Below are 23797 nucleotides of genomic sequence, written 5' to 3'. Positions count from 1 at the left end.
CTCATGTGTTATTTGTTATCAACATTGGAAAAATTACGGATTATACTCCCTCCTTAACCCGTAAATACTACTAATTATAATTATAATTTAATAAGTGAGGATTCGTTTATTTGTGCCATTATGCATACTAATTTCTATTTTCTCAGGCAGTTAGCACCAGTGCTCGAAACGCGCCTGAGCCGTAATTATACTCAGTTAATAGAACCCCAGTCAAGTCTTCGATTCATGGCATGTTTTAGCCAGGATCGAGACGAAGTTGTGTTGATTTTTGCGCAGGCAAAGGGCAAAATCAATTATTATAAGCCATTTTACATTAAGGCCACGTTACGTCCTGACTTTTCTGGATTGGCATTTCCTGAAACAGTAAAACGAGCCCGGCACAACAGCATCGATTTGTTCGAATCAGTTATTGGAGATGAGCGGGAAGGCAGAGTCGTCCTTGGCGTTAGGGTGTTTCAAAATGAGCGGTGTCTGGCCATTTTGCTTGAAGACGATTTCACGATTTTGTTCAAATTCTTCGGAAATCGTCCAAACCTGTTAGCCTTCCAGAATAACGTCGTTATTGACCAGTTTAACCGACAACTTATTACCGACCAAAACCTAAAATTAGATGCTTTCAACCGACCTATCGACCAGTCGTATGACGCCTTTGTGCGGGCTGTTTACGACCACCGGAAATTATTTCCAACCTTTGGTCGAATCGTAAACGACTGGCTTGCAAATCATGGAGTTGGAAACAAAGAATACAGCGATGAGAAGCAATGGTTGATTATTCAGGACGTAGTAAACCAACTTGAACATCCAACTTACTTCCTGACGGTTATCGATTATAGACCTACGTTGAGTCTGCTACCTGTTGGTGATATAAGGCAGATATTCACTGATCCGATTGAGGCCGCCAATCATTTTTATAGTGCCTATAATCGCTTAACTACGTTTGATCAAGAAAAGGCACAGTTGATACGTTTACTGGAGAAGCGCCGAAAAAGGGCCGAAGCGCGCATAGAAGCCAATCTGCAACGATTGACGCAACGCGAATTGGAGGTAAGCCATGAAGAAATGGGGCATATTTTGATGGCTAATCTACATGAGGTTCCTACGGTGCCTGGAGCTATGTCTCCTGAACGGTTAACCCTATACGATTTTTATCGAGATCAGCCAATAACGCTTAAGCTTAAGCCTGACCTCAGCCCGCAGAGGAACGCCGAAAATTTTTACCGAAAAGCAAAAAACGAAAAGCTTGAAGAGCAACATCTGATCGAACAAATGACTACCCGTGAGGAGGAACTATTAAAAATTGACACTAAAAAAGCCGATTTAGAAGCCATAACGACCCTAAAAGACCTACGTCGTTACGTTAAGCAGCACCAGTTATTAACCGAAGACGTAACAGGCCGAGCCGATGAATCGACACCACTTTTTAAGGAAGTAGTCATTGATACGTTTCGCATTTTGATTGGCCGAAACGCCAAAAATAATGATCTGCTAACGCAGAAATACGCCTATAAAGAAGACCTCTGGCTACATGCCCGCGACGTAGCAGGATCGCATGTAATCGTGAAATATCAGGCTGGAAAAACGTTCCCGAAAAACGTAATCGAGCGGGCCGCCGAACTGGCTGCCTGGTATTCCAAACGCCGGACCGATAGCTTATGCCCTGTGACTATAACACCCAGAAAATTCGTTCGTAAGCCCAAAGGACTGGCCGAAGGGCAGGTTATAGTCGATAAGGAAGACGTAATACTGGTCGTTCCGAAAGGCGACAATAAGTGAGAAAGTGGTTCGTGTTACGAGGAGGAATTAGCTACTTTTTCAGGCTATGCAAAGCCGCTAACGCACCAGAACTACCCGGCTTTCTAGCCCATCGGGAGTTTCAACTGTAAGTGTATAACGACCTCCCGACAAACCACGAAGATTTAGTATTCGGTGATACGTTCCCGGAGTTAATGTAGCTGGCGTTTCACTTCGAATTTTCTGGCCGAGCAATGACGTAAGCGAAAACGTAACGATACCCGTCGTGTAGGTTTTAAAGTCAATTTCCAGCTCTTCAGTAGTCGGATTTGGATAAACCTGTAAACTAATTGTTACAGGTTCGTTGATGGCTGTGACAATCGTTGAGGATTCAGCGGTCTTTATAATCCAGTTGTTAGGGTCAATTACTACGTTCGTAACTGCTCCCCGGCTGGGTACTGTAAATGTTTGATCGAGCTGGTCGTTGAAAACGGTTACGATTGTGTCGCCTGCTGCCGACTGTATGCGCAATTGAACTGGCATAGTAAACGACGATGGATTGCTGGAAACCGTGTTACGTTGGACTAATCTCACTTTTACCGACGTAGCAGAACTGCCCGGTGAAACCGTGGCACGATACGTTGGGTAGCCTTCGCCATAAATCCACTGCTTAAAGAAATACGTGAGGTCTTTGCCCGAAACCTGCTGTGCCACAGCTTGAAAATCTTCAGTAGTCGCACTTTTGTACGCGACCAACGGCGATGCTACGTAAGCACGTAACGACCGAAAGAAAGTACTGTCGCCTAAAACGCCACGTAACATGTGTACTACTGAACCACCTTTGGCGTACGTACGGTTACCGTTGAAAATATTGGCAAAGTTTGAAATATCCTGTACGTAAACGCTGCCCACGGAATTCTTGGCACGGGTCATGAAATTAGTCATTGTAGTCTTATAACCAGCCTGACCTCCCACTGACTCGGCATACACCGCTTCACCGTACGAAGCAAAACCTTCGTTCAGCCAGATATTTTGCCAGTCACGGCAGGTGATTTTGTCGCCAAACCATTGATGGGCCAGTTCATGCGCAATCACGGTCGGGTTAAAGGCGCCTGCTTCCATCGAACTCACAGTCTGGTGTTCCATACCGCCCGTTCCCTGACCGATCTGAGCATGACCGTACTTTTCACGTAGAAATGGATATGGGCCAAAACGCTCCGAAAAAAGTCGCATCATGATAGGCGTCAAATCGAGGTTGGCGCGTACCTGCGGCAGGATTTCGGGGTAAACGTAGTGCGTAATCGGAAGCGTCTGATTGCCGTAGGTGAAGGGCGTATCATAACGGTTGTAGTTGCTGATAGCCACCGAAATCAGGTATTGCGCAATCGGATAGCTGTTCTTCCATAAATACGTTCGGGTACCATCAGAATTGGTAGTTGTGCTGACCAACGTACCATTCGAAACCGACACAAACTGCGCGGGCGCTGTGATACGTACACTCGAGGAATCGGCTTTGTCGCCGGGGGTATCTTTGCACGGAAACCAGTCGGGCGCGCCATATGGCTCACTCAAACTCCAGATCACCGGGTCGGTCGTGTTCTCGTGACGGCTGAAACGAAAACTACCCAAATCCCGAAAATTGGGAACACCCTGATAAAAAACTGTCAACGTCAGCGCCTGTCCATTGTTGAGGGGTTGCGTTGGAGTAATGGTCAGCTTATTCTGTACGTGCTGGAAAGTTAGTTTCTGCTTGCCAACCTTTACCGAATCAACCTGAAGTCCTAAACCGCTTGTCGCCGTAGTCGAAGTGAGATCAAGAAAAAAACTACGTACTGAATTGGCCGTGCTTTTTAACGTAACAGTTGCTACTGCTCGCAAACTGGCGGGTGTATGCGTCAGGCGGAGGTCGAGACCGTAATAGGTTACGTCGACAGTGGCATCGCCCGGATATGCTTCCCGCGCTTTTGGGTTAGCCGTAAGGCGTCCAAAATAACTAACCTTACCCGCCTGACAGTAATCACAGCCATCCGACAGAAACTGTGCAGATGCGAAATAGGGAAGCAGTAGTAGTACGTATAGGTAACGCATATACGAAGGACGAGCTATGAATAAATATAGACGATGAACACCGTTAAGCGTAACAACAATCATCTATTCTGAACGCTCGAACCAAGGAAAAGTTATTGTCCTGATGGCAATTCCTTTGTTTTACCTGGTTTCCTATCGGCCTGTGCTTTCAAGGCTTCCAACTGACGCTGTTCGGCTTCGGGCAGTTGAAGATGCCAGCCCATCGACCCCGCCAACTGATACATCATGTATTGAATCTGGTTGTTGGCAATTTTGGGTAAATCGCTTTGCATGGCCCGCTCATTCATGACCTGTTTGGCCTCGTCCAGAATCTGCGTATAATCGTCCCCACTGAAGTGATTAAGGATACCTGCCTGAATGTCGTAGAATTTGTAATCGGTATCAATCGACAGGATTTCAGGTTCCGGAAACGATTCGATCACTAGCTTCTTTTCGCCCTCCACAGGCGTCCGAAACCTCACTTTTGCAAAATCGAAACCAACCAACACTTTCGACTTCGCAATGACCATCGCTTTTTTGGGATCGTTCAATACGTATAAAATCTTCTTCTGGTCCTGATAATTATAGATTTCCGAGAAATAGCCTTCGGCCATTACCACTTTGAACACCTTTTCGATACGTTCCAGCAGAAGCGTCGATTCGTATCTCGCGTCCGCTACGTCCCCCGTTCGCTTACGTAGCACATTGGCGAACGCAATGCCTCCACCAGCTCCAACCAGCAATAAAAGGAGTATTACAAAAAAATCCATTGGATCGCGTGTATACTAAGTAAGTTAGACGGACTTCGGGCGGAAAAGTAAGCAGAATTTAGCCATTTTTTACGCAACGAAATCCCGTATGCGAAAGACCCGTATCGGGACTGGATTTCATACGAGCGGAGTTTCGGTAGCTGCTGCAATACGAATCGTTACAGAGGAAAGACCCGCCCCGCTGTACGCGCTTAGGTACGGTTGGCTCTTCGGGGTCGAAGCTTTGGTTGGGCCCTTTCGGATTTCGAGTAGTGCCGTTTTGACTGATTTGCTGGTAATAATCGGCTCGATAGAAATCGCTGCACCATTCCCATACGTTTCCGGCCATGTCATACAGGCCATAACCGTTGGGTGGAAACGATTTCACCGGGGCTGAAGTAGAGTAACCATCCCGTTTTGTATTCAGATTCGGGAAACGTCCCTGCCACGTATTGGCTTTGGTTTTTCCAGCGTCAACGGCTTCGTTTCCCCAGGAATAAATGGCGTTTGACAAGCCACCGCGCGCGGCCCATTCCCACTCTGCCTCGGTAGGTAGGCGCTTCCCTGCCCATTGGGCATAAGCAATGGCATCGTCCCAGGAAACCTGCACTACCGGATAGTTATCTTTTCCTTTAATAGAACTACCTGGTCCTTCTGGATGCTGCCAGTCGGCTCCGGGAACCCAGCGCCACCACTGGCTGTAATCGTCTGTTGAAACCGAATGATCTGGGGCTGTAAAGACCAGGGAACTGGCCACCAATACGTTGTCGGGCGGTTTTGGTGTTCCCGGCGGAAGCTGCTTCTGCATCTCGGCCCAGTCGGGTTTGCGCTCGGCGGTCGTTACGTAGCCAGTAGCTTTTACAAAGGCACGGAACTGAGCGTTGGTCACTTCAGTAGCATCCATCCAGAACGGCTCGACTGTTACGTTATGCTTCGGAAATTCGTCTGGCCGGGCCTGATCATTATCAGCACCCATTTGAAAACTTCCGCCCGGAATACGTAGCATTCCCGTTCGATCATCGCTACCAGCCGCTAACGTAGCAGATGGCCCTTGGTTCACAGCAAAACGGCTGGGCGGTTTGGTATGGCAAAAAGGAGCTTTTGCAGAATCAGTGGCACTGGCGGTTTTTGTGGTATCATCAGATTTAGATTGGGTACAACTTTGCAGCAAACCGATAAATAGTCCCAGACAACCGCCTAATGCTACGTTGTAAATGTACTTTTTACGAAAAGTTATTTGTGCCGCAAAAGCCATCATACCCAACTATAAATTATCCATTGTAGACGTATTGTTCTTATGTTTTCTAGCTGAGGTACGAAGCATCTTAACTTATCCTGGATAACTAGTTAGGACTTTTTAAGATGCTTCGTACCTCAACATGACAAAAACGCTGAACATTTTCTATTTCGCGTAGGCAACTGAACGCATTTCCCGAATAACAGTCACTTTGATCTGGCCGGGGTATTGCATCTCTTTCTCAATTTTCTGGGAAATTTCGTACGACAATCCGCCGGCACGTTCATCTGAAACGTGGTCGGCATCGACCATGATACGTAGTTCACGACCAGCCTGAATAGCGTAGCATTTGGTAACACCGGGGAAACTGCCTGCCAGTTCCTCCAGTTCTTTCAGACGTTTGATGTACGATTCCATCATCTCGCGACGCGCACCCGGCCGTGAACCTGACACGGCGTCGCACACCTGAACGATGGGCGAAATCATACTCGTCATCTCAATTTCGTCGTGGTGGGCGCCGATGGCGTTGATGACTTCAGGATTTTCCTTGTACTTTTTCGCTAATTCCATGCCTAGAATAGCGTGTGGAAGTTCGGCTTCTTCGGGCCAGACTTTGCCAATGTCGTGGAGCAAACCGGCTCGTTTAGCCAGTTTTGCATTTAGACCTAACTCGGCAGCCATCGTTGCGCAGAGTTTAGCGACTTCGCGTGAGTGTTGCAGCAAATTTTGGCCGTAACTTGACCGGAAACGCATCCGTCCAACCATTTTGATAAGTTCAGGATGCAGCCCGTGAATACCGAGGTCGATGACGGTACGTTCGCCAATCTCTACAATCTCGTCTTCAATATTTTTGCGGGTTTTAGCTACGATTTCTTCAATACGCGCCGGGTGAATACGTCCATCCTGCACAAGCCGGTGTAATGACAGCCGGGCGATTTCCCTACGTACCGGATCGAAACCGGAAATGATGATGGCTTCGGGCGTATCGTCGACGATAATTTCGACGCCAGTAGCAGCTTCCAGTGCGCGGATGTTACGTCCCTCACGACCAATAACTTTACCCTTTACGTCGTCGGATTCGATGTTGAACACTGACACGCAGTTCTCAATGGCGTGTTCGGTTGCGGTACGTTGAATGGTTTCAATAACCACCTTTTTGGCTTCTTTGGTGGCCGTCAGTTTGGCTTCTTCAACAATATTTTTGATATAAGAACTGGCGCGGGATTCGGCTTCGGCCTTCAAATTTTCAATTAATTGCTCGCGCGCTTGTTCGGCTGATAAACCGGCGATTTTTTCGAGTTGGGCGAGCTGGTCGGCCAACATACGATCCGCTTCCTGCTGACGGCGGTCAACGTCTTCACGTCGCTTATTAAGGGACTCTATCTGTTGGGAGAGGTTATTTTTTTGCTGACCGATTTCGTTACGTTGTTGATTCAGTTCGTTCTCGCGGTTACGTTGCTGGTCGGCTTGCTGGTTAAGTTGTTGCTCGCGCTGTTTGAGTTTACTTTCGTTTTGTAGGAGTAGCGTACGTTTCTGGTTGGTCGATTCTTCGAATTCAGTTTTTAGCTTTAAGTACTTCTCTTTGGCTTCGAGTATTCTGTCTTTTTTTATCGTTTCGGCCTGTAATTCCGCGTTTTTTAGAATAGTACTTGCTTTTTCTTCGGCTTCTTTTTCCTGTTTGGCGAAGGTTCCTGCCATCATCTGGCGCCCCACCACTATACCTATACCTCCCCCAACGAGGGCGGCAAGAATTGTTAATAAAATGTCCATCGGACTATATCGTTAGAGGTGAACAAATAAACCATCAACCTGTCGCGATATGAGTGCCCTGAACCCCAACTCATACGGGGTACTAATTTACTACGTTGAAATGGCCGGCGTAACGGCCTCATCTAACTGAGTTATTTTGTCAAACACCATTTGTTGTAATCGTTGCATCTGTTTTTCTCCTCTGAGCTTATTGACTAAGCAGTCGAAGGCAATCATTGCCAGGGCTTCCTGTGTTTCCTTGAAGCCCATTTTCCGATATTTATTCAGATCCTCCTGAATCAGCTTGGCGGCTTGACGTACCACAGCCTCTGCTTCCGGTTCTACAAACAGGTTGTAAGACCGGTCGGCTATCTGTACGCGAATTGGCAGTTCTTCCATCGCTGCAGTCGGCCCAAATGGGATTGAACCCCAGGAGCCAATTTGGTTTTATGACAAACTACTCAAGTGAGCTATACACCGTTCCAGTTCCCGGATATATTCGTCGAGTTGTTGTTTTAATCGAGCATTCGTATCAGTATTAGACAAGTTGTCTTTTACAATTATACTACTATCTTTTGACTTTGGTGTATTTTTTTCTGAAACAGCAGGTTTTTTCTGTAATTCCCGAACCAGCTGCTGTTGGGCACGAAGATCCTTATTGAGCGATTTATTTTCGTCTTCAAGCTGCTTAATCTGCCACTTGGCATCTGCATACAAATTCTTGAGCCGCTCGAGCTTGTGCTCAAAACGCTCAACCAGCGCAATAATTTGATGTTCGCTTACCACGGGTGTACTGAGTGAATAGGTGAAAGAGCGAAAGAGCGAATGAGTGAAACCGGGCCGCCGGAGCGGAGCGAAAAAGCTTACGACAGCCTTTCGCTCTTTCACTCTTTCATTCTTTCACTCATTTATTTCCTGATAACAGCGCCTAATTCTTTCTCGAAAGCTGCCATAAGTCGCTGCATTGTTTTATCTATAGTCGTGTCAGTTAAAGTTTGACTTGAATCCTGGAGCATGAAGCTTACTGAATACGATTTTTTTTCAGCTCCCAGATTTTCACCTTCGTAGACGTCAAATACGTTGATGAAACGTAGCAACTTCCGTTCGGTTTGGCGGGCGAGTTTGCTGATTTGCTCAAACGTAACGGTCTTGTCGATCACCAGCGACAAATCGCGACGAACTTCGGGGAAGCGCGAAACTTCCTCGTAACGCGCTTTCTCAGAACGTGTCAGTTTCAGCAATGCCTGCCAATCGAAATCAGCGTAATAAACGGGCTGTTTCAGATCGACCAATTTCGTCAACTTTGGATGAACCAATCCCAGGCTGACGATGGGTTTCTTGTTCACTACGTAGGTGAGGCCGTACTGAAACAACGTAGCATCGGCAGGTTGCGTCTCGACGGACTTGATGCGAAACAGATTCAGTACGCGCTGCACTGCCGTGGCTAGGTCATGATACGCGACGGGCCGGCCTTTCTGAAGCCAGCTTTCTGACTCCTGGTTGCCCATAATGGCCAGGCTAAGGCGCATCTGCTCGACGTATTTTTTGCTGCCGTCCTCGGTTGTTGCCTGATGATAGACTTTGCCGAACTCGAACAGTTTCAAATCTTTCTGCCGGCGGTTCAAGTTGTAGACCAGCGTTTCGAGGGTTGAAAAGAGTAGTGTCTGGCGCATGACCGATAATTCATCACTGAGTGGATTCAGCAACGTAACATCGGTACCCGGTAGCGACGACCGAATAGCGTTGTGATACGTAGGACGAGTCAGCGATAACGTAAGCGTTTCGTAAAAACCATTAGCCGCCATGAGCTGCCCAATCCGGCCCTGCCATTGATCAGGGTCAGTTTTCGGGAACTCCGACAACGTATCAGCCGATAGATTTTTCGAAAGCGGTACGTTATCCAGTCCATAAATCCGCAGAATCTCTTCGATTACGTCAGCTTCCCGCGTTACGTCCACACGATAGGGCGGCACGATGGCGAGAAAACCATCTTCCGTCATCTCGGCTGCTTCAATATCCAGCGCATTTAGAATTCGTAGTATTTCACTACGTTCAATCTGAATACCGATGAGCCGATCGATGTTACGGAAACGTACTGGCACGCGGAATGGCTCGATTGGCGTCGGGTAGAGGTCTGTTACGTCGGAGCTAACCACACCACCTGCTACGTCCTGAATGAGTAAAGCGGCCCGTTTCAGGGCGAAAAGCGGCATATTCGGGTCCGTACCTCGCTCGAACCGGAACGACGAATCCGTTTTCAGGCCGTGATGCTGCGCCGTTTTCCGAACAGAAATAGGGGAGAAGTAAGCTGCTTCCAGAAAAATACGCGTCGTTTGCGCCGATACGCCGGATTGCTGACCGCCGAATACACCGGCAATACACATAGGTTTTTCGGCATCGCAAACCATCAGATCAGTGGCCGTCAGTTTCCGCTCGACCCCATCGAGCGTGACGAACGTAGTACCGGCGGGAAGTGTCTTTACAATAACCTGTTTCCCGGCAATTTTATCGGCATCGTAGGCATGTAACGGCTGACCCAAATCATGACAGACGTAGTTCGTTACGTCCACTACGTTGTTAATGGGGTTCAGGCCAATACTGATCAATCGTTGTTTGAGCCAGTCGGGTGATTCACCTATAGTCAGTCCCGAAATGGTGAGCCCAGTGTAACGTGGGCAGGCTTCCAGGTTGTCGATACGTACCTCTACGGTTAAATTAGTGTTGTCAACCGCAAATGTGTCTATCGACGGCAGGCGTAGCGGACGATTCAAAACGGCTTTTAAGTCGCGGGCAGTACCATAGTGCGAGGCCGCATCGATGCGGTTAGGAGTAAGCCCAATGGCAATTTGATAATCAGCTTCGAGGTTAAAATAGCGGGCGGCTGGCGTACCATTCGGCAGGTCGGTGTCGAGCATCATAATACCGGCGTGCGACGTACCCAGACCGATTTCGTCTTCAGCGCAAATCATACCTTCTGAGGCCGCTCCCCGAATTTTCGCTTTCTTGATTTGAAAAGGTTCGGCCGGTTTTTCGCCAGTTGAACTGGGATGCAACGTAGCGCCTACCAGTGCTACCACTACTTTCTGACCAGCCGCTACGTTAGGAGCGCCACACACGATGGGTAAGGGCTGATCTGCACCCACGTCAACCGTCGTCAGGCTTAATTTATCGGCGTCGGGATGTTTGGTACAGGTGAGCACTTCGCCAATGACGACTCCTTCCAGACCACCTGGTATAGCTTCAACTTTTTCAATTCCTTCAACTTCTAAACCCGTGGAGGTTAGCAATTTGCCTACTTCTTCGGGGGATTCAGACAAGTCAATGTATTCTTGCAACCATTTATAGGAAACTTCCATACGTCAGCAAAACAGAAAATTAAGCAAAGGTAGGGAGGAAAGGGAAGAGGGGACAAAATGGAAGTAGGAAAAATTTAATAATCGGATAATACCGACCTATTCTTTTCGGCTACTCTTTGTAGCGTTCGCCAGCCTTTATGGCTATTGGAAGCGTATTTTCGGCGGGAGGCAGCGGGCAAGAGTACGTATGATTATAGACGCAATAAGGATTATACGCTTTGTTAAAATCCAGAATGGCGTGCGTATCGGTCAGCGTAGCCGGGTCTAGCTCAAGGTAGCGACCACCCCCGTAGGTTTCCTTGTTCGATGTAGCGTCGCGGAAGAGAATCGAATACGTGTTGGCTAATTTAACAATAAGTAATCGGCACGGCTGATCGTTGAGGCTGAAAACGGCATGTGCAAACTTCGTGTATACTTCCTCACTGCCATCGCTCATTTTCACCACTAGCTTTTGGGTTTTATCGGCAAAAGGTTCCAGGCGGGCCGTTACCCGATAAGCTGGATCAGGGCCAAAGTATGTCAAGCCCGTGAATGCCTTTTTGTCAATAATGGGTGACTCGGCATCTGTTCGCAAAAATTTGTCTTTCTCGGCCCGACTAGCCACTACTTGTTGGCGGTACGTTTCCGGGTTTATTGTTTCTTCTGGGCCAACGGCCGATGTCATGTTACCGCTGTCGAAAAAAGTATAATAAATGACCGCTAATGCCACTAAAAAAAGCCCAATCAGAAAAAATTTGTTGCGAATCATATATGCACATTATTTGATGCAAATTAATAACCTTAAAGGCTGGATAGAATGAAATAAGGACACCAAAAATTAAAGTAAAGTTATTAATTCGTCTTATAGAAAGAAGTTTAACCGAAAAACAGAGATTATTCGGATTTTAACGATAATTTTCGTGCCGCTCTGCATAATGGTTTTTAAATCCACCAACTATCTGGATAGTACTAAACTGCTATTGTATAGCTTTTTAACTCCTTTTTAATACCTTTAAGACCTCTTTCTTCTTTAACTAATAATAGGTCCGTTTATGGCCAAACTCTACGAACTAAAAACATTTACGTCCGACAATGGAAATTTGACTGTTTTCGAACGGATGATTCCGGGCACAATTCAACGTGTTTTTTACATTTATAAGGCTGGACATTCGGCTCGGGCCGGTCACCGTCATATCAAAGCCTGGAATGCGCTTATTTGTTTGGGAGGTAGCTGTAGGGTTTATGCGCATGACGGAAATAAAGAAGACGTATTTCATCTGAAAGATCCAAGTCAGTGCCTGGTTTTAGAACCTGAAGACTGGCATGTAATGTATGATTTTTCAGAAGATGCCATTCTGCTTGTTGTTTCGAATGAGCCCTACGATAAAGACGATTATATTCAGGAGCCTTACCCCAATAGCCACTGGGATACTGTTTCGGCACTAGCCGGTTCATGATGATTCCGTTTCTGGATCTGAAACGCATAAACGAACCGCATGAGTCCGCCATACAGGCCGCTACAATGCGGGTCCTGAAATCTGGCTGGTACGTTCTGGGTCGTGAAGTTGATACGTTCGAACAGCAGTTTTTTCACTATTGCCAAACTCGTTTTTGCATTGGCGTTGCCAACGGACTGGAGGCCCTCACGCTGGTGCTGAAGGCCTGGGATTTTCCGGCAGGCAGCGAAGTGCTTGTGGCATCAAATGCCTACATCGCGTCGGTATTAAGCATTACCCAGGCAGGACTTACACCGGTACTAGTGGAACCAGATCCACAAACGTATCTGCTCGACCCAACCCGGCTCGAAGCGACCATATCGGAACGTACCAAAGCCATTCTGCCCGTTCATTTGTACGGTCGTTGCTGTGAAATGGACGCGATCCAGGCGGTGGCGCAGCAATATGGCCTGAAAGTACTTGAAGATGCGGCTCAGGCGCATGGGAGTGTTTATCCGGGCGATGGAACAAATATTCGTTTGGCTGGCAATCTGGGCGATGCTGCTGGCTGGAGTTTCTATCCTACTAAAAACCTGGGTGCGCTAGGCGATGCGGGTGCCATTACGACAAACGACGCTACGTTGGCTGAAAAGCTCAGAGCGTTACGTAATTATGGCTCATCGCAGAAGTATGTGAATGATTATCAAGGATATAATAGTCGTCTGGACGAAATGCAGGCCGCTATTTTGTCGGCGAAGCTGCCGTTGCTGGATGCTGAAAACACGCGACGCCGAACCCTGGCCCGAATGTACTTAACTGGTATTCGCCACCCCGACGTTACGTTGCCCCCTGCTGATCGGATTGATCTGGATGCCTGGCATTTGTTCGTGATACGGCATCCGCAGCGCGATATGTTACGGGCTTACCTACGGGAAAAAGGAATTGGTACGGATGTTCATTACCCGATTCCACCCCATCAGCAGGTGGCTTACACATCGTTGGCGCACCTGTCGATGCCTATTGCCGAACAACTGCACCGCGAGGTTATCAGTCTGCCCCTGAATCCGGTCATAACCGACGATGAAATTTCGTATATTATCGATACTATTAACCAGTTTAATGACTGAAAGAGCGAAAGAATGAAAGCCATCCGGCGGCTCTTTCGCTCTTTCACCCTTTCGCTCTTTCGCCATTATGTATCTCTCCGTCGTCATTCCCGTCTACAACAGTGAACGTACCATCGGTCCGTTGGTGGAGCGGTTGCAGGCGTGTCTGGCAGAAAGGGCGTTTGAGATTGTGCTTGTGAACGATGGGAGCGTGGATGGTTCGGAACGTATCGGCCAGCATTTGGCGAACCAGTATGATAATGTGCAGTTTATTTCACTACGTCGGAATTTTGGCGAATTCAATGCAGTACTGTGTGGACTCAATCATACGCGCGGCCAATACGTAGTGATTATCGATGACGATTTTCAAAATCCACCAGAATCCATTCTGACGCTGGTTTCAACCGCCGAAGCCGGTGGTTACGACGTAGTGTATAGCCGCTACGTTGAGAAACAGCACCATTGGTTTCGCAACCTCGGGAGCTGGCTCGTCAATATGTTGACAACCTATTCGATAGGTAAACCCCGCGATCTGTATCTGTCGAGTTTCAAGCTCATTCATCGGGAAGTTGTCGAGGAAATTATCAAGTATCGAGACCCTTATCCGTATATCGACGGGCTTATTTTTCGCGTAACACGCTACGTTGGTAGTGTCGACGTACCACACGATGCCCGCGCCGAAGGTCGCTCCAGTTATACGTTCCGAAAACTCGTTGGCTTATTCCTGAATGTATTTATTGGATACTCACTCTGGCCAATTCGCGTGTTTACCGTATTGGGTATTACCCTGTTTAGCTTAGGTTTGCTAGTAGGATTGGTATTACTTATTGGCTGGCTCACTCAACAGTTTGTCAATCCGGGTTGGGTTTTGGTGCTCTGGGGTATTGGAACGGGGCTGGGGCTTCAATTTCTTTTTTTAGGTATTCTGGGCGAGTACCTTGGTAAATTATTCATGGCCTACAGCGGTTTGCCGCCGTACGTAGAAAAAGAGCGAAAGAGTGAATGAGTGAAAGAGCGAAAACCTACCGGATGGCTTCGCTCTTTCACTCATTCACTCTTTCGCTCATATTCCTTATGATCGGTCGCTCGGAAGAATACGAGAAAATGTTTAAGCTGGAAGGCCAGCTTTGGTGGTATCGGAATCTGCACGAACGTGTGGTCGAAGCACTGGAAAAGCGCTTTGGCCAACGACGAGATATTGCTATTCTGGATGCTGGTTGTGGGACAGGTGGGATGCTCGATTTTCTGCGCCGGAAGGGATACAAGAACCTGCGCGGTATTGACGGCTCGGCTGACGCGGTGGCGTTCTGTCAGGAGCGAGGTTTTTCGGTGGCGCTTCTCGATATGAATCAACTGCCTTATTTCGAGGTCGATATACAATACGATGCCATCGTTTGCAATGACGTTTTCTGCTACTTCAACGATGCACAGCTTACCAACATTCTGTCGGCAATGGCGCATCTACTACGTACCGACGGCATTTTAATCAGCAATAACAACGCATTCGACCTGTTCTGGGGGGAACATGATCTGGCGGTGAAAAGCACACGCCGATTTACGCTTGCTACGTTCGAACGATTATTGCCTATGGTGGGGCTACGTATCACCTGGTCAACGTACTGGAGTTTCATTTTATCGTTTCTGATCCTACCGATACGTCAATGGCAGCAATTGCAGCTTAAACTCGGCTGGCGCAACGCCGATAATCCCGAATCTGACGTTTATCTCCCTAATTTCCTGGTGAACCAAACGCTGTATCGCATTGCCCGAACCGAACAGAAACTCTTTCGGCGAACCCCTTTCGGCAGTTCATTGTTCCTGATAGTCGAATTAAGTGATGAGTGATGAGTTTGCCGACGCCATAACGACTCATCATTCATCACTCATCACTCATAACTTCTCATGTTTACTGGAATTGTTGAAACGACTGGCCGAGTAACGGCCATCGAATCAGAAGGAACGAACCTGACTTTTCGTATTGAATCAGTGCTCGCTACCGAACTGAAAATAGACCAAAGTATAAGTCACAACGGTGTTTGCCTGACTGTTACAAGCGTGGCCGACGGAAGTTATACGGTAACGGCTGTCGATGAAACGCTCAAAAAAACCAATTTGGGCCAACTCAAAACAGGCGACCGGGTAAATCTCGAACGCTGTATGCCAGCCACCGGTCGCTTCGATGGTCACATTGTGCAGGGACACGTCGATCAGACGGGCGTTTGCACCTACGTAGCAGACATGGACGGAAGCTGGCTCTTCGATTTTCAATACGAACCACTTCCCGGCGACGCCACCGACCAGAACGTAACAGTCGAAAAAGGATCGATTTGTATCAATGGTGTGAGTTTAACCGTTTTTAATGCGCAGCCCAACCAATTTCGGGTCACCATTATTCCATATACCTACGAGCATACTACGTTCTCGGACCTGAAAGTAGGCGATTCGGTGAATCTGGAGTTCGATATTGTTGGGAAGTATATCAAAAAAATGCTGGCAGCCTATCGGTAGGAGACATTGTATTTCTGCTACTTTTGTAAAGAACGGATAAATTAACCCACCTGAATGACAAAAATCAGCACCCGCTCGTTGCCTGACTTGCTGGTTCAGATTGGTATAATTCTGGCCTTAGTGGCTGTCTTATTCCTCGCTTTTTTCTTTGTTTACCTGCCCTTCACCACCAATCACGGTCAGACCATTACGGTGCCCGACGTAACGAACATGAGTTATGACGAGATGACGAACGTACTGGAAGACCGCGACTTACGCTATGAAGTGTCAGACTGTACGTTTGTGGCGGGAAAAGAGCCATTAACCGTGATAACGCAATATCCACGGGCTAACTCGAAAGTAAAAGAGGACCGTAAAATATACATTACGCTCACCAAGCGCGTGGCTCCGATGGTGTCGATGCCCAAACTTGTTGACATGATCGACCGGAGTGCGGCCCTGCTGCTACGTTCATTGGGGCTGGAAGAAGGCGAACGTACCTACGTACCCGATGTTGGTAAAAATAAAGTGTTACGTCAACTTTATAACGGTAAGGAAATAGCCGCCGGAACGCCCGTGCCGAAAGGCGCCAAAATTGATTTGGAAATTGGCGACGGGCTGGGAAATACGATGTTTGAGGTTCCCGACGTTGTAGGTAAGCCGCTCGACGAAGCCAAACTAACCATTCAGGGATCGAGCCTGAAAGTCGGCACGATTATTTCTGTTGATGACCCCGAGAGGGAAGTCGGCACGGTGGTTCGGCAACGGCCCGAAGCCAAGTCCGGTGAACGAATTCGGGTGGGCGAAACAATGGATTTATGGATTGTAGGGCCCGTTGAATCCGACCAGTAAAATTGCTTCCGGCACCAACAGTACATGGAATTAACTTTTCTTCGCCAGTTTAATTTTCCCTTCATTAGCCGATTGTTGTGCGGTTTATGGCTGCTGTTATCTGGCCCCGTCGTTTTCGCACAATCCCCGCTGAGTTTACCTTTTTTTGACGATTTTTCAACGGCAACCGGTCGGCCCGGAATCGATCTGCCCGATCCGGCGCGCTGGCTTCCTGGCAGTGGTGTGTACATCAATAACACAATGGCGATCAATCAGCCGACCGTGAACGTTGCTACGTTCGATGGACTGGCGCAGAATGGACGCCCTTATCAAGTGAACAACCCGCTGGCGCAGGACTATACTGATACCTTAGCTTCACGCCCAATTAATCTGGCAGGTCTGACTGCCAGAGATTCAGTTTATTTAAGTTTCTACTGGCAAATCAGGGGATTGGGCGAATTGCCTGATGCGGGCGACTCCGCGAGCCGTCAGGCTGCCGATTCCTTAACATTACAATTTCTGGATAATACAGGAACCTGGCGAACTGCCTGGGCGAGAGCGGGCGGCACGATCAATAATAATTTTTTGCAGGCTTTCGTACCCATTCGCAGCCCGGCCTTTTTTCACGGAAATTTTGCGTTTCGATTTCGGTCATTTGGGCGGGCGTCGGGACCGTTTGATACGTGGCATATCGATTATATTTACCTGAATCGTGGACGCTCGGTAAACGATCAGTTTGTAAAAGACGTAGCAACTCGCCAACCGCTAACCCCTTTTCTGAAGCGATATACGGCTATGCCCTTATCGCAGTACGTAGCAAATCCCGCTGCCGAAACAGCTGATTCAGTTACGACCGACATCAATAATCTTTTCAATAACTTCAACTTTACCACGTTTCGATTTACCGTTCGGGATGAAGTTTCTGGACGTACCGTTCAGGACGACCCGCAGACAAGCTCAGTGCTGATTGCTGCCCTCAGTTCGCAGCGTAAATCAGCAAAACCCAGACCTGTAACTGATTTAGGCACGGCTACAAGAGCTGCATTACGTTATAAAGTCGACGTATTGACGACCGATGATCAGAACCCTTCGATTCCTGGAGTCAACCTCAGACGTAACGATACCATTTCCTCGGTCGCTGTTTTAGACGATTACTACGCCTATGATGATGGTACGTGGGAATATGCTCAACAAATCAGGCAGCGTGAGCAGATCGCCGTCCGGTTTATTCTGAACAAGTCTGATGCTATCGGTGGGGTGCGGGCTTGTATTGTGCCTTTTACTACCAACCAAACAGGGCAGGCATTCGTCATAAAAGTATTTACAAATAATGGTGGCCGACCCGGTACGGCTATTTACTCACAGTCGTTTCCGACACAGTATCCAACTACGCGAAATGGATTTGTCGAGTTTAAGTTTACGAAAACCGTTTCGGTAAAAGATACATTTTATCTTGGTTACCAGCAGATTAGTAGCACAGATACTACGTTGCTACGTATCGGATTCGATAAAAACAGCCCGTTTGGCGGACAGATTTTCTACAACGGCGGCACCAATTGGGAACAGAATTTAGCGTCGTCTTCGCTTAACGTACCGGGCGCATTTATGCTACGTCCCGTCATGGGCGCCCGACCCGACAATGTGATTACGGCGACACCGGAACCACTAACTCCGCTGCTAACGTATCCGAACCCAACCTCAGGCCTGTTACGTTGGGAACACCCAAGCCTGACTCGGTTGGAAATGCTGAACACCAGCGGCCGGGTTGTAGTTGCTGTCGAACCAAGTCGGGGGCAACAAACGTTAGATGTGAGTTATCTGCCCGACGGCCTGTATCTGGTACGTCTCTTTGCCGACCAACGAACCGCCGTGCAGAAAATAATTATTCAAAAATGAGTTAATAGTCATGAGTTATCAGTCGCTGGTAGCCTGCGTTAGCGACTGATAACTCATGACTATCGACTAACCACTATCGACTATTATGGATATTACCGTACAGGAACTGAAAGAGCGGCTCGATAAGGGCGAAAAACTGAATCTGTTTGACGTTCGCGAACAGAATGAATACGAAGAAGATAACATCGGTGCTACGTTGATTCCGCTGGGTGATCTGCCGTATCGGTTAGACGAACTCGACGGCTTGCAGGACGAAGAAGTAATCGTGCATTGTCGGTCAGGGAAACGTAGCGGCATGGCCCAGGAAATTCTGGAGCAAAACGGATTCAATAATGTCCGCAACGTAATAGGTGGCATGCTGGCGTATCGGGCTCAATAATTAAGCCAGTTACGAATGCCATTACTTTGAGTGATGGCATTCGTAAATCTTTCCAACAAACAGCTTTGACGGATTACTACGTAGTTAGTAGACGAATAATTGACTGTTCTGCTAGCTGCGGATTTTTTATCGTTATTGGGTGGTAATTTCCCTGATTACGAAACCAGGTCATCTGGCGTTTTGCGTAACGTCGAGAGTTTCGTTTCAGTAGTTTCACCATGTCATCGTAGCTGTATTCTCCATCCAGATACGGAAATACCTCCTGGTAGCCAACCGTCTGTAAAGCAGGTAAATTTCGATAAGGTAGAAGTGACCGCCCTTCATCGATAAGCCCGTTTTCCAGCATAGTATCGATCCGTTTTTCGATCCGTGTATAGAGTTCGTCGCGGGGGCGTTCGAGCGTCACCAGTACTGAGCGGAAAGGGCGTTTGGCGGGCTTCTTTCGGCGGTAGGAAGAATAAGGCTTCCCGGTGCTCAGGCACACTTCCAGCGCACGCGTTACGCGAATGGGATTCTGTAAATCGGCAGTTTCAGCATAAACGGGGTCCAATTGGCGTAGTTCTTGCTGGAGGGATGCCAGACCATCCTGTTGGAGCCGCTGTAACAGCCGCTCACGTAGCGCCGAATCAACGATGGGCATATCGTCGAGACCCTGGCAAACCGCATTGATATAAAGGCCGGTACCGCCCGACAGAATCACTACGTCATTTTTCTGGAATAATCCGTCTAATAAAGCGAGGCACTCACGTTCGTAGCGTCCGGCATTTACCGGATCAGTAATCGAGTGTGAGCCAATGAAATGATGCGGTACGTCCCCCATTTCCTCAACAGTGGGTTTGGCCGTTCCAATACTAAGCTCTTGATACAATTGACGCGAATCGGCCGATACAATCTCGGTTTGGAGTGTTCTGGCTAATTGAACACATAGCGTAGTTTTTCCAACGGCTGTGGGTCCAGCAACAACAAGTAATGTTTTCAAGAAAAAATCTAAATGATTGGTTTAATCGTTAAGTTTATTTAAAATAAATTTCAGGACCAATGTCACCAAAAGTGATTTGTCATTATAAACCTCGGTTCTTGTTTATTTTCCACGGCTGAAAAATTCGGAGAACGGATAATAAAAATGCTTCATTTTCTAATAATTTTTGAGTGTTGATTAGCAGGGAGTTATCTTTTTTTACAGACTTTTTGTACGGATACGAAACAGTAAGCTATGATATAAATTGATTACATATACCTATATTTAGGGTTGCAAGTGCCTTTTAATCAGTAACTTACCTACCTAAAAGTTAGTTATTTTTCCTCCTATGAACGAACAGATCAATCCGCAAATTCAGGCGGACTCCAGGCAATTAATTCTTAAGAAAACACTTGACATTATATGCGGTAAATGGCGGTTATACATCCTTTATCAACTAGGTACCGAGCCCCGGCGATATGGTGAATTACGTCGGCTGATTCCTGAAGTCAGCGAAAAGGTGTTGATTCAGGAATTGAAGGCACTAACTAACCTGGGCGTCATTGAAAAAAAGTCGTATAACGAAGTGCCACCCCGTGTCGAATACAGCCTGACGCAAAAAGGACGGCAGGTTTATCCTACACTGCTTAAACTTACATCGATTGGCGAGGTGTTTATGGATGCCTGAATGAATCAACTTTTTTTGATTTCGGCTCGTTATTTGTTAAGGAGTAGAGTATACGAAATCAATGAAGGCGAAATTAGGTTACTGGTTCATGAGTCTGCTATGGCTTGCCCTGTTGGCTCAGGACAACCTGCCCCCTGATGCCCGTACCCAATCGTCTATTGAAAAATTAGTGGTATCGGGAAGCCAATCGCCTTTATCGTTTCCGCAGTATAATAAGGTATTGACCTTTAATAGATTCAGATTTGCAATCGCTACGGCTGATACTGGAGCTGTTCGGGAACTCGTTGTGAAAGCTTATCATAGTGAATTATTGCTGACCAATTTCCGGGTTCGCATCGACGGGGCTGTTGCGGGGGCTGAAGTTGGGGATTTAGATGGCAATCGTTTTCCGGAGTTATACGTCTATACCGTCAGCAATGGAAGCGGGTCATTTGGTCGCGTATATGCCTGGCAGTTCTTAGCTGATCGCAAGGCGGATATTGTGCTGAATGGCTGGCAGCTTCCTGTGTCGGATGGTTATATGGGCCACGATAGCCTTTGGATCGAGCGGGATGTACTGTGCCGGAAATACCCCGTTTACCGGGCTGGTGATGCCAATGCCGAACCATCGGGGGGTATTGAGATGAAGCGTTACAAACTTCAACCAGCCGGTCAGGCGTTTGTCCTGAAAGCTGAGTAAGTACTACCGAACTCGCTACGTTGTAAGCAAAGAACGTAGTGAACATTGTTCCGCGACCTTTACGTACAACGTAGCGAGTTCGGTAGTTAAAATCAATAACCCAGCAGATTCTGCCGCTAGAAAATCTTATAATTTAACGTAACGGTGCCAATACCCAGAAATCCTTTGATTGTAGAGTCTTTGTAAACGCCACCAACCGGCAAAGCATAGCGCACATCTACATCCAGAAACTTCAGGAGGCTGTATCCAGCCCCTACCTCAAGCCCAAACGTAACGTCTTTAACTTCCAGATTCTGCGCTTCATATTTGTTCAGCAGATTAGTAGTACCTGTTGTAGCCGGGATTGGTGTCTCCGGAAAGGAAACGTTTGGATTGGCATTTAGTACACCACTCGTGGTACGTTTCGCTTTAGCCTGTTGAACAACAATTAACGTTGGGCCAGCATAGCTGCGCAGTTTTCCATCCATCCAGCGCTTCCCGATCAAAACCGGTACGTTAATACTTTCCAGGACTGGCTCAGATACTACGTTCAACGTAGCAGTCAATAGACCCGGCTGCACACTGACAGGAAGTGCATTAGCAAGGCTGGTGTTGGCATTTACATCGAGCGTTACGTTCGTTTTTTGTTTCAATACAAAACGGTTGTACGTTACTTCGGCCTGAATAAAAAATTTGCTGAAGTTTTTACGCGCCCACAACCCTCCCGAATAACCAATGCCAATGCCGTTGTTTTTATTATCGAACGTTGGTACCTGAACGGCCCCTACATTCTGCCCCGGAATAGTTGTGTAGCCGTGCGTAAACGTACCACCTCCTTTAATACCGAATTCAATGCTACGTGTATGGGGTGAATCTTGTGCCTTAACTACCGAACTGCTGACAAGCAGTAGGACGATGACTGAATAATGAAAAAACTTCATGTGAATGGGTTATTGTTGCAGGAGTACGCGACGGTAATTGGCTGAATTGAGTTCAGGAATAGTAGCGCTGTATTTTGTATTGATCGCTTTGATGATTTCGTTGGCCATCAGCGAGTAACCAGCAGGCGTCAGATGAATCCCGTCGAGGCTGAAAACGCCACCCTGAATGAACGTGGATGTGTAGGTGATTCCGTTCTTTACCAAGCCGTTTCCGGTAGAAACCTGACCCAAAATTATATTTGGATCAACAAACGCAACACCTTTTGAGTCGGCCTGCGACTTCATCGTTTGATTAAACTGAGAAATAGCCGTATTCAGTTGTGCAACTTCATCTGCATCCAGTACGTATTGAGTTGGCAACGGATTCGTCGTACTTAGTCCATAAGGCCCATTCTTTGTTCCAACAGTTGTGCTGCCAATGTTTGCGTACTCAGTAGTATTCGAAAGCATGAGTAAATCTCCATTCTGCGTAAGCCGTACGCCCTTCGCCGTCTGAATTACCAAACCGGTTATGGGTGCGGCAGGCTTTAGCAAAATGTTGAGCTGTAGAACAACCAGCGGGATGGCTAACGTAGCAAAATAGGGCGTACTGGTGATGGAAGGAATGCCAATCACCACGCCTTTACGTCCACTTTCCGTAAGTTTATTCAGCATGGTCGTAAAGTTGGTGGTAAACAGCGTTGAACTCGTTAAAGGCACCACTCCACCTGTAATGGCAAAGATGAGCGCGTCGTTATTGCCTAGCCAGCACGAGAAAAATGTGGCTCCAGTGAGATTATTGCTTACATAATCGAAATATGTAGTGGCTGGTTCGGCCACCAGCCGTTCGAAATATGGGTTTCCGGCTGAGGAACCGTATCCAACCGTGAGTATGTCAGCTACTTTAATGTTTGGTACGCCCAGATTCTGATTCGCATCGGTAAACTTGGTTAAGAGTTGACTACCGGTTGACGTAGTGCTACGTACCGCTCCCGGCGCAACCTGCCCAATCGACGTTAACAACGATACGGGGTTAGCCGGATCAGGAACGCGGATTAGCTTCAAATATCCAGAACCCGCTGCCTGGGCATCTGTAAACAAAGGCTGGACAAAATTACCTCCGCCCACTGTTTTAAACTGCCCGGCCAGCAGATTGGGATAGGAATTTAACTGACTATCCCGATAAAGGCCAGCATCAGCATAACCCGCTGTCAATGAATTGCCTACTGCTACGTATTTCGTGAAATCCGCACTACCTTTTGTGGGCGTAACATTGCCTGTTGCATTCGGGTCGATGTCATTATTTTGGCAGGCGCTCAGGCATACCATTACCATCAGGGGCAGCCTCCAATAGAGTGGGTTAAGACGTAGCATCGTAAACGTATTCATTTATAAAAAAATAATACAGCAATAACGTAAATATAAGCTTCATTCGCGTAACCTGTCGGGCTGCATTACGTCTTAGGCATGCTGACTCTTGAACAATCCAAACGTTCAGGTGTTGTTTAGTTTTAATGGGTTGGCGTAATTGCCAGTCATTTACTACATGTTTAATAAAACCATAACCAAC

At 47.4% G+C, this 23797-nt stretch carries 22 protein-coding genes; 11 read left to right on the top strand and 11 right to left on the bottom strand.

Features of this window, described 5'->3' with window-relative positions:
- Positions 1 to 120: 120 nt before the first annotated feature.
- Positions 121 to 1773, top strand: a complete 1653-nt coding sequence (locus tag IC229_RS08340) for an NFACT RNA binding domain-containing protein (protein WP_190886496.1) — start codon at positions 121 to 123, stop codon at positions 1771 to 1773.
- Positions 1774 to 1830: 57 nt separating this feature from the next.
- On the opposite strand, the gene IC229_RS08335 is transcribed toward IC229_RS08340, so the two are convergent.
- From IC229_RS08335 to IC229_RS08300, 8 genes are all read right to left on the bottom strand, one after another.
- Positions 1831 to 3819, bottom strand: a complete 1989-nt coding sequence (locus IC229_RS08335; protein ID WP_190886495.1) for a M1 family aminopeptidase — start codon at positions 3817 to 3819, stop codon at positions 1831 to 1833.
- A 92-nt stretch (positions 3820 to 3911) separates the two neighbouring features.
- Positions 3912 to 4568, bottom strand: a complete 657-nt coding sequence (locus IC229_RS08330) for a DUF4230 domain-containing protein (RefSeq protein ID WP_190886494.1) — start codon at positions 4566 to 4568, stop codon at positions 3912 to 3914.
- Positions 4569 to 4626: 58 nt separating this feature from the next.
- Entirely contained in the window at positions 4627 to 5805 is a 1179-nt protein-coding gene (locus IC229_RS08325; protein WP_223833920.1) for a formylglycine-generating enzyme family protein, read from the bottom strand.
- A gap of 144 nt (positions 5806 to 5949) precedes the next feature.
- Positions 5950 to 7554 (bottom strand): ribonuclease Y, encoded by a 1605-nt coding sequence (gene rny / locus IC229_RS08320; protein WP_190886493.1) that lies wholly within the window; start codon positions 7552 to 7554, stop codon positions 5950 to 5952.
- A gap of 90 nt (positions 7555 to 7644) precedes the next feature.
- Positions 7645 to 7932, bottom strand: a complete 288-nt coding sequence (locus IC229_RS08315; protein WP_190886492.1) for a cell division protein ZapA — start codon at positions 7930 to 7932, stop codon at positions 7645 to 7647.
- A 48-nt stretch (positions 7933 to 7980) separates the two neighbouring features.
- Complete coding sequence (locus IC229_RS08310) at positions 7981 to 8319, bottom strand: hypothetical protein (protein WP_190886491.1); 339 nt, start codon at positions 8317 to 8319, stop codon at positions 7981 to 7983.
- A gap of 122 nt (positions 8320 to 8441) precedes the next feature.
- Positions 8442 to 10889: a phenylalanine--tRNA ligase subunit beta gene (pheT, locus tag IC229_RS08305; RefSeq protein WP_190886490.1), complete on the bottom strand. Its 2448-nt coding sequence runs from the start codon at positions 10887 to 10889 to the stop codon at positions 8442 to 8444.
- Between the two features lie 109 nt (positions 10890 to 10998).
- Positions 10999 to 11637, bottom strand: a complete 639-nt coding sequence (locus IC229_RS08300) for a DUF1684 domain-containing protein (RefSeq protein ID WP_190886489.1) — start codon at positions 11635 to 11637, stop codon at positions 10999 to 11001.
- 283 nt (positions 11638 to 11920) lie between these two features.
- On the opposite strand from IC229_RS08300, the gene IC229_RS08295 reads away from it, so the two are divergent.
- From IC229_RS08295 to IC229_RS08260, 8 genes are all read left to right on the top strand, one after another.
- The gene (locus IC229_RS08295; protein WP_190886488.1) at positions 11921 to 12325 is read left to right on the top strand and encodes a sugar 3,4-ketoisomerase; all 405 of its coding nucleotides are present in this window, start codon (positions 11921 to 11923) and stop codon (positions 12323 to 12325) included.
- Complete coding sequence (locus tag IC229_RS08290) at positions 12325 to 13431, top strand: DegT/DnrJ/EryC1/StrS family aminotransferase (RefSeq protein ID WP_190886629.1); 1107 nt, start codon at positions 12325 to 12327, stop codon at positions 13429 to 13431. The genes IC229_RS08295 and IC229_RS08290 overlap by 1 nt, the downstream gene beginning before the upstream one ends.
- A 67-nt stretch (positions 13432 to 13498) precedes the next feature.
- The gene (locus IC229_RS08285; RefSeq protein WP_190886487.1) at positions 13499 to 14416 is read left to right on the top strand and encodes a glycosyltransferase family 2 protein; all 918 of its coding nucleotides are present in this window, start codon (positions 13499 to 13501) and stop codon (positions 14414 to 14416) included.
- Between the two features lie 68 nt (positions 14417 to 14484).
- Entirely contained in the window at positions 14485 to 15255 is a 771-nt protein-coding gene (locus tag IC229_RS08280) for a class I SAM-dependent DNA methyltransferase (RefSeq protein ID WP_190886486.1), read from the top strand.
- 57 nt (positions 15256 to 15312) lie between these two features.
- Positions 15313 to 15918 carry a riboflavin synthase gene (locus IC229_RS08275; protein ID WP_190886485.1) on the top strand — a complete coding sequence of 202 codons (606 nt, stop codon included), beginning with the start codon at positions 15313 to 15315 and terminating at the stop codon, positions 15916 to 15918.
- Positions 15919 to 15972: 54 nt separating this feature from the next.
- On the top strand, positions 15973 to 16749 hold the full coding sequence (locus tag IC229_RS08270; protein WP_190886484.1) for a PASTA domain-containing protein: 777 nt from the start codon (positions 15973 to 15975) through the stop codon (positions 16747 to 16749).
- A gap of 24 nt (positions 16750 to 16773) precedes the next feature.
- Positions 16774 to 18624 (top strand): T9SS type A sorting domain-containing protein, encoded by a 1851-nt coding sequence (locus IC229_RS08265; protein WP_190886483.1) that lies wholly within the window; start codon positions 16774 to 16776, stop codon positions 18622 to 18624.
- Between the two features lie 85 nt (positions 18625 to 18709).
- Positions 18710 to 19003 carry a rhodanese-like domain-containing protein gene (locus tag IC229_RS08260; RefSeq protein ID WP_190886482.1) on the top strand — a complete coding sequence of 98 codons (294 nt, stop codon included), beginning with the start codon at positions 18710 to 18712 and terminating at the stop codon, positions 19001 to 19003.
- A 76-nt stretch (positions 19004 to 19079) separates the two neighbouring features.
- On the opposite strand, the gene miaA is transcribed toward IC229_RS08260, so the two are convergent.
- A complete protein-coding gene (gene miaA / locus IC229_RS08255) occupies positions 19080 to 19982 on the bottom strand; it encodes a tRNA (adenosine(37)-N6)-dimethylallyltransferase MiaA (RefSeq protein WP_190886481.1) in 903 nt (300 codons plus the stop codon).
- A 328-nt stretch (positions 19983 to 20310) separates the two neighbouring features.
- Here miaA and IC229_RS08250 point away from each other — a divergent pair, with 328 nt between their 5' ends.
- Positions 20311 to 20649: a winged helix-turn-helix transcriptional regulator gene (locus IC229_RS08250; RefSeq protein ID WP_190886480.1), complete on the top strand. Its 339-nt coding sequence runs from the start codon at positions 20311 to 20313 to the stop codon at positions 20647 to 20649.
- Positions 20650 to 20710: 61 nt separating this feature from the next.
- The gene (locus IC229_RS08245; RefSeq protein ID WP_190886479.1) at positions 20711 to 21328 is read left to right on the top strand and encodes a hypothetical protein; all 618 of its coding nucleotides are present in this window, start codon (positions 20711 to 20713) and stop codon (positions 21326 to 21328) included.
- 116 nt (positions 21329 to 21444) lie between these two features.
- On the opposite strand, the gene IC229_RS08240 is transcribed toward IC229_RS08245, so the two are convergent.
- Positions 21445 to 22248, bottom strand: a complete 804-nt coding sequence (locus tag IC229_RS08240) for an outer membrane beta-barrel protein (RefSeq protein WP_190886478.1) — start codon at positions 22246 to 22248, stop codon at positions 21445 to 21447.
- Positions 22249 to 22257: 9 nt separating this feature from the next.
- Entirely contained in the window at positions 22258 to 23616 is a 1359-nt protein-coding gene (locus tag IC229_RS08235; protein ID WP_223833919.1) for an SGNH/GDSL hydrolase family protein, read from the bottom strand.
- Positions 23617 to 23797 lie beyond the last annotated feature (181 nt).

The organism is Spirosoma profusum (genome assembly GCF_014699005.1).
Taxonomy (GTDB): Bacteria; Bacteroidota; Bacteroidia; order Cytophagales; family Spirosomataceae; genus Spirosoma; species Spirosoma profusum.
This window is presented reverse-complemented; position numbering and strand designations above follow the sequence as displayed.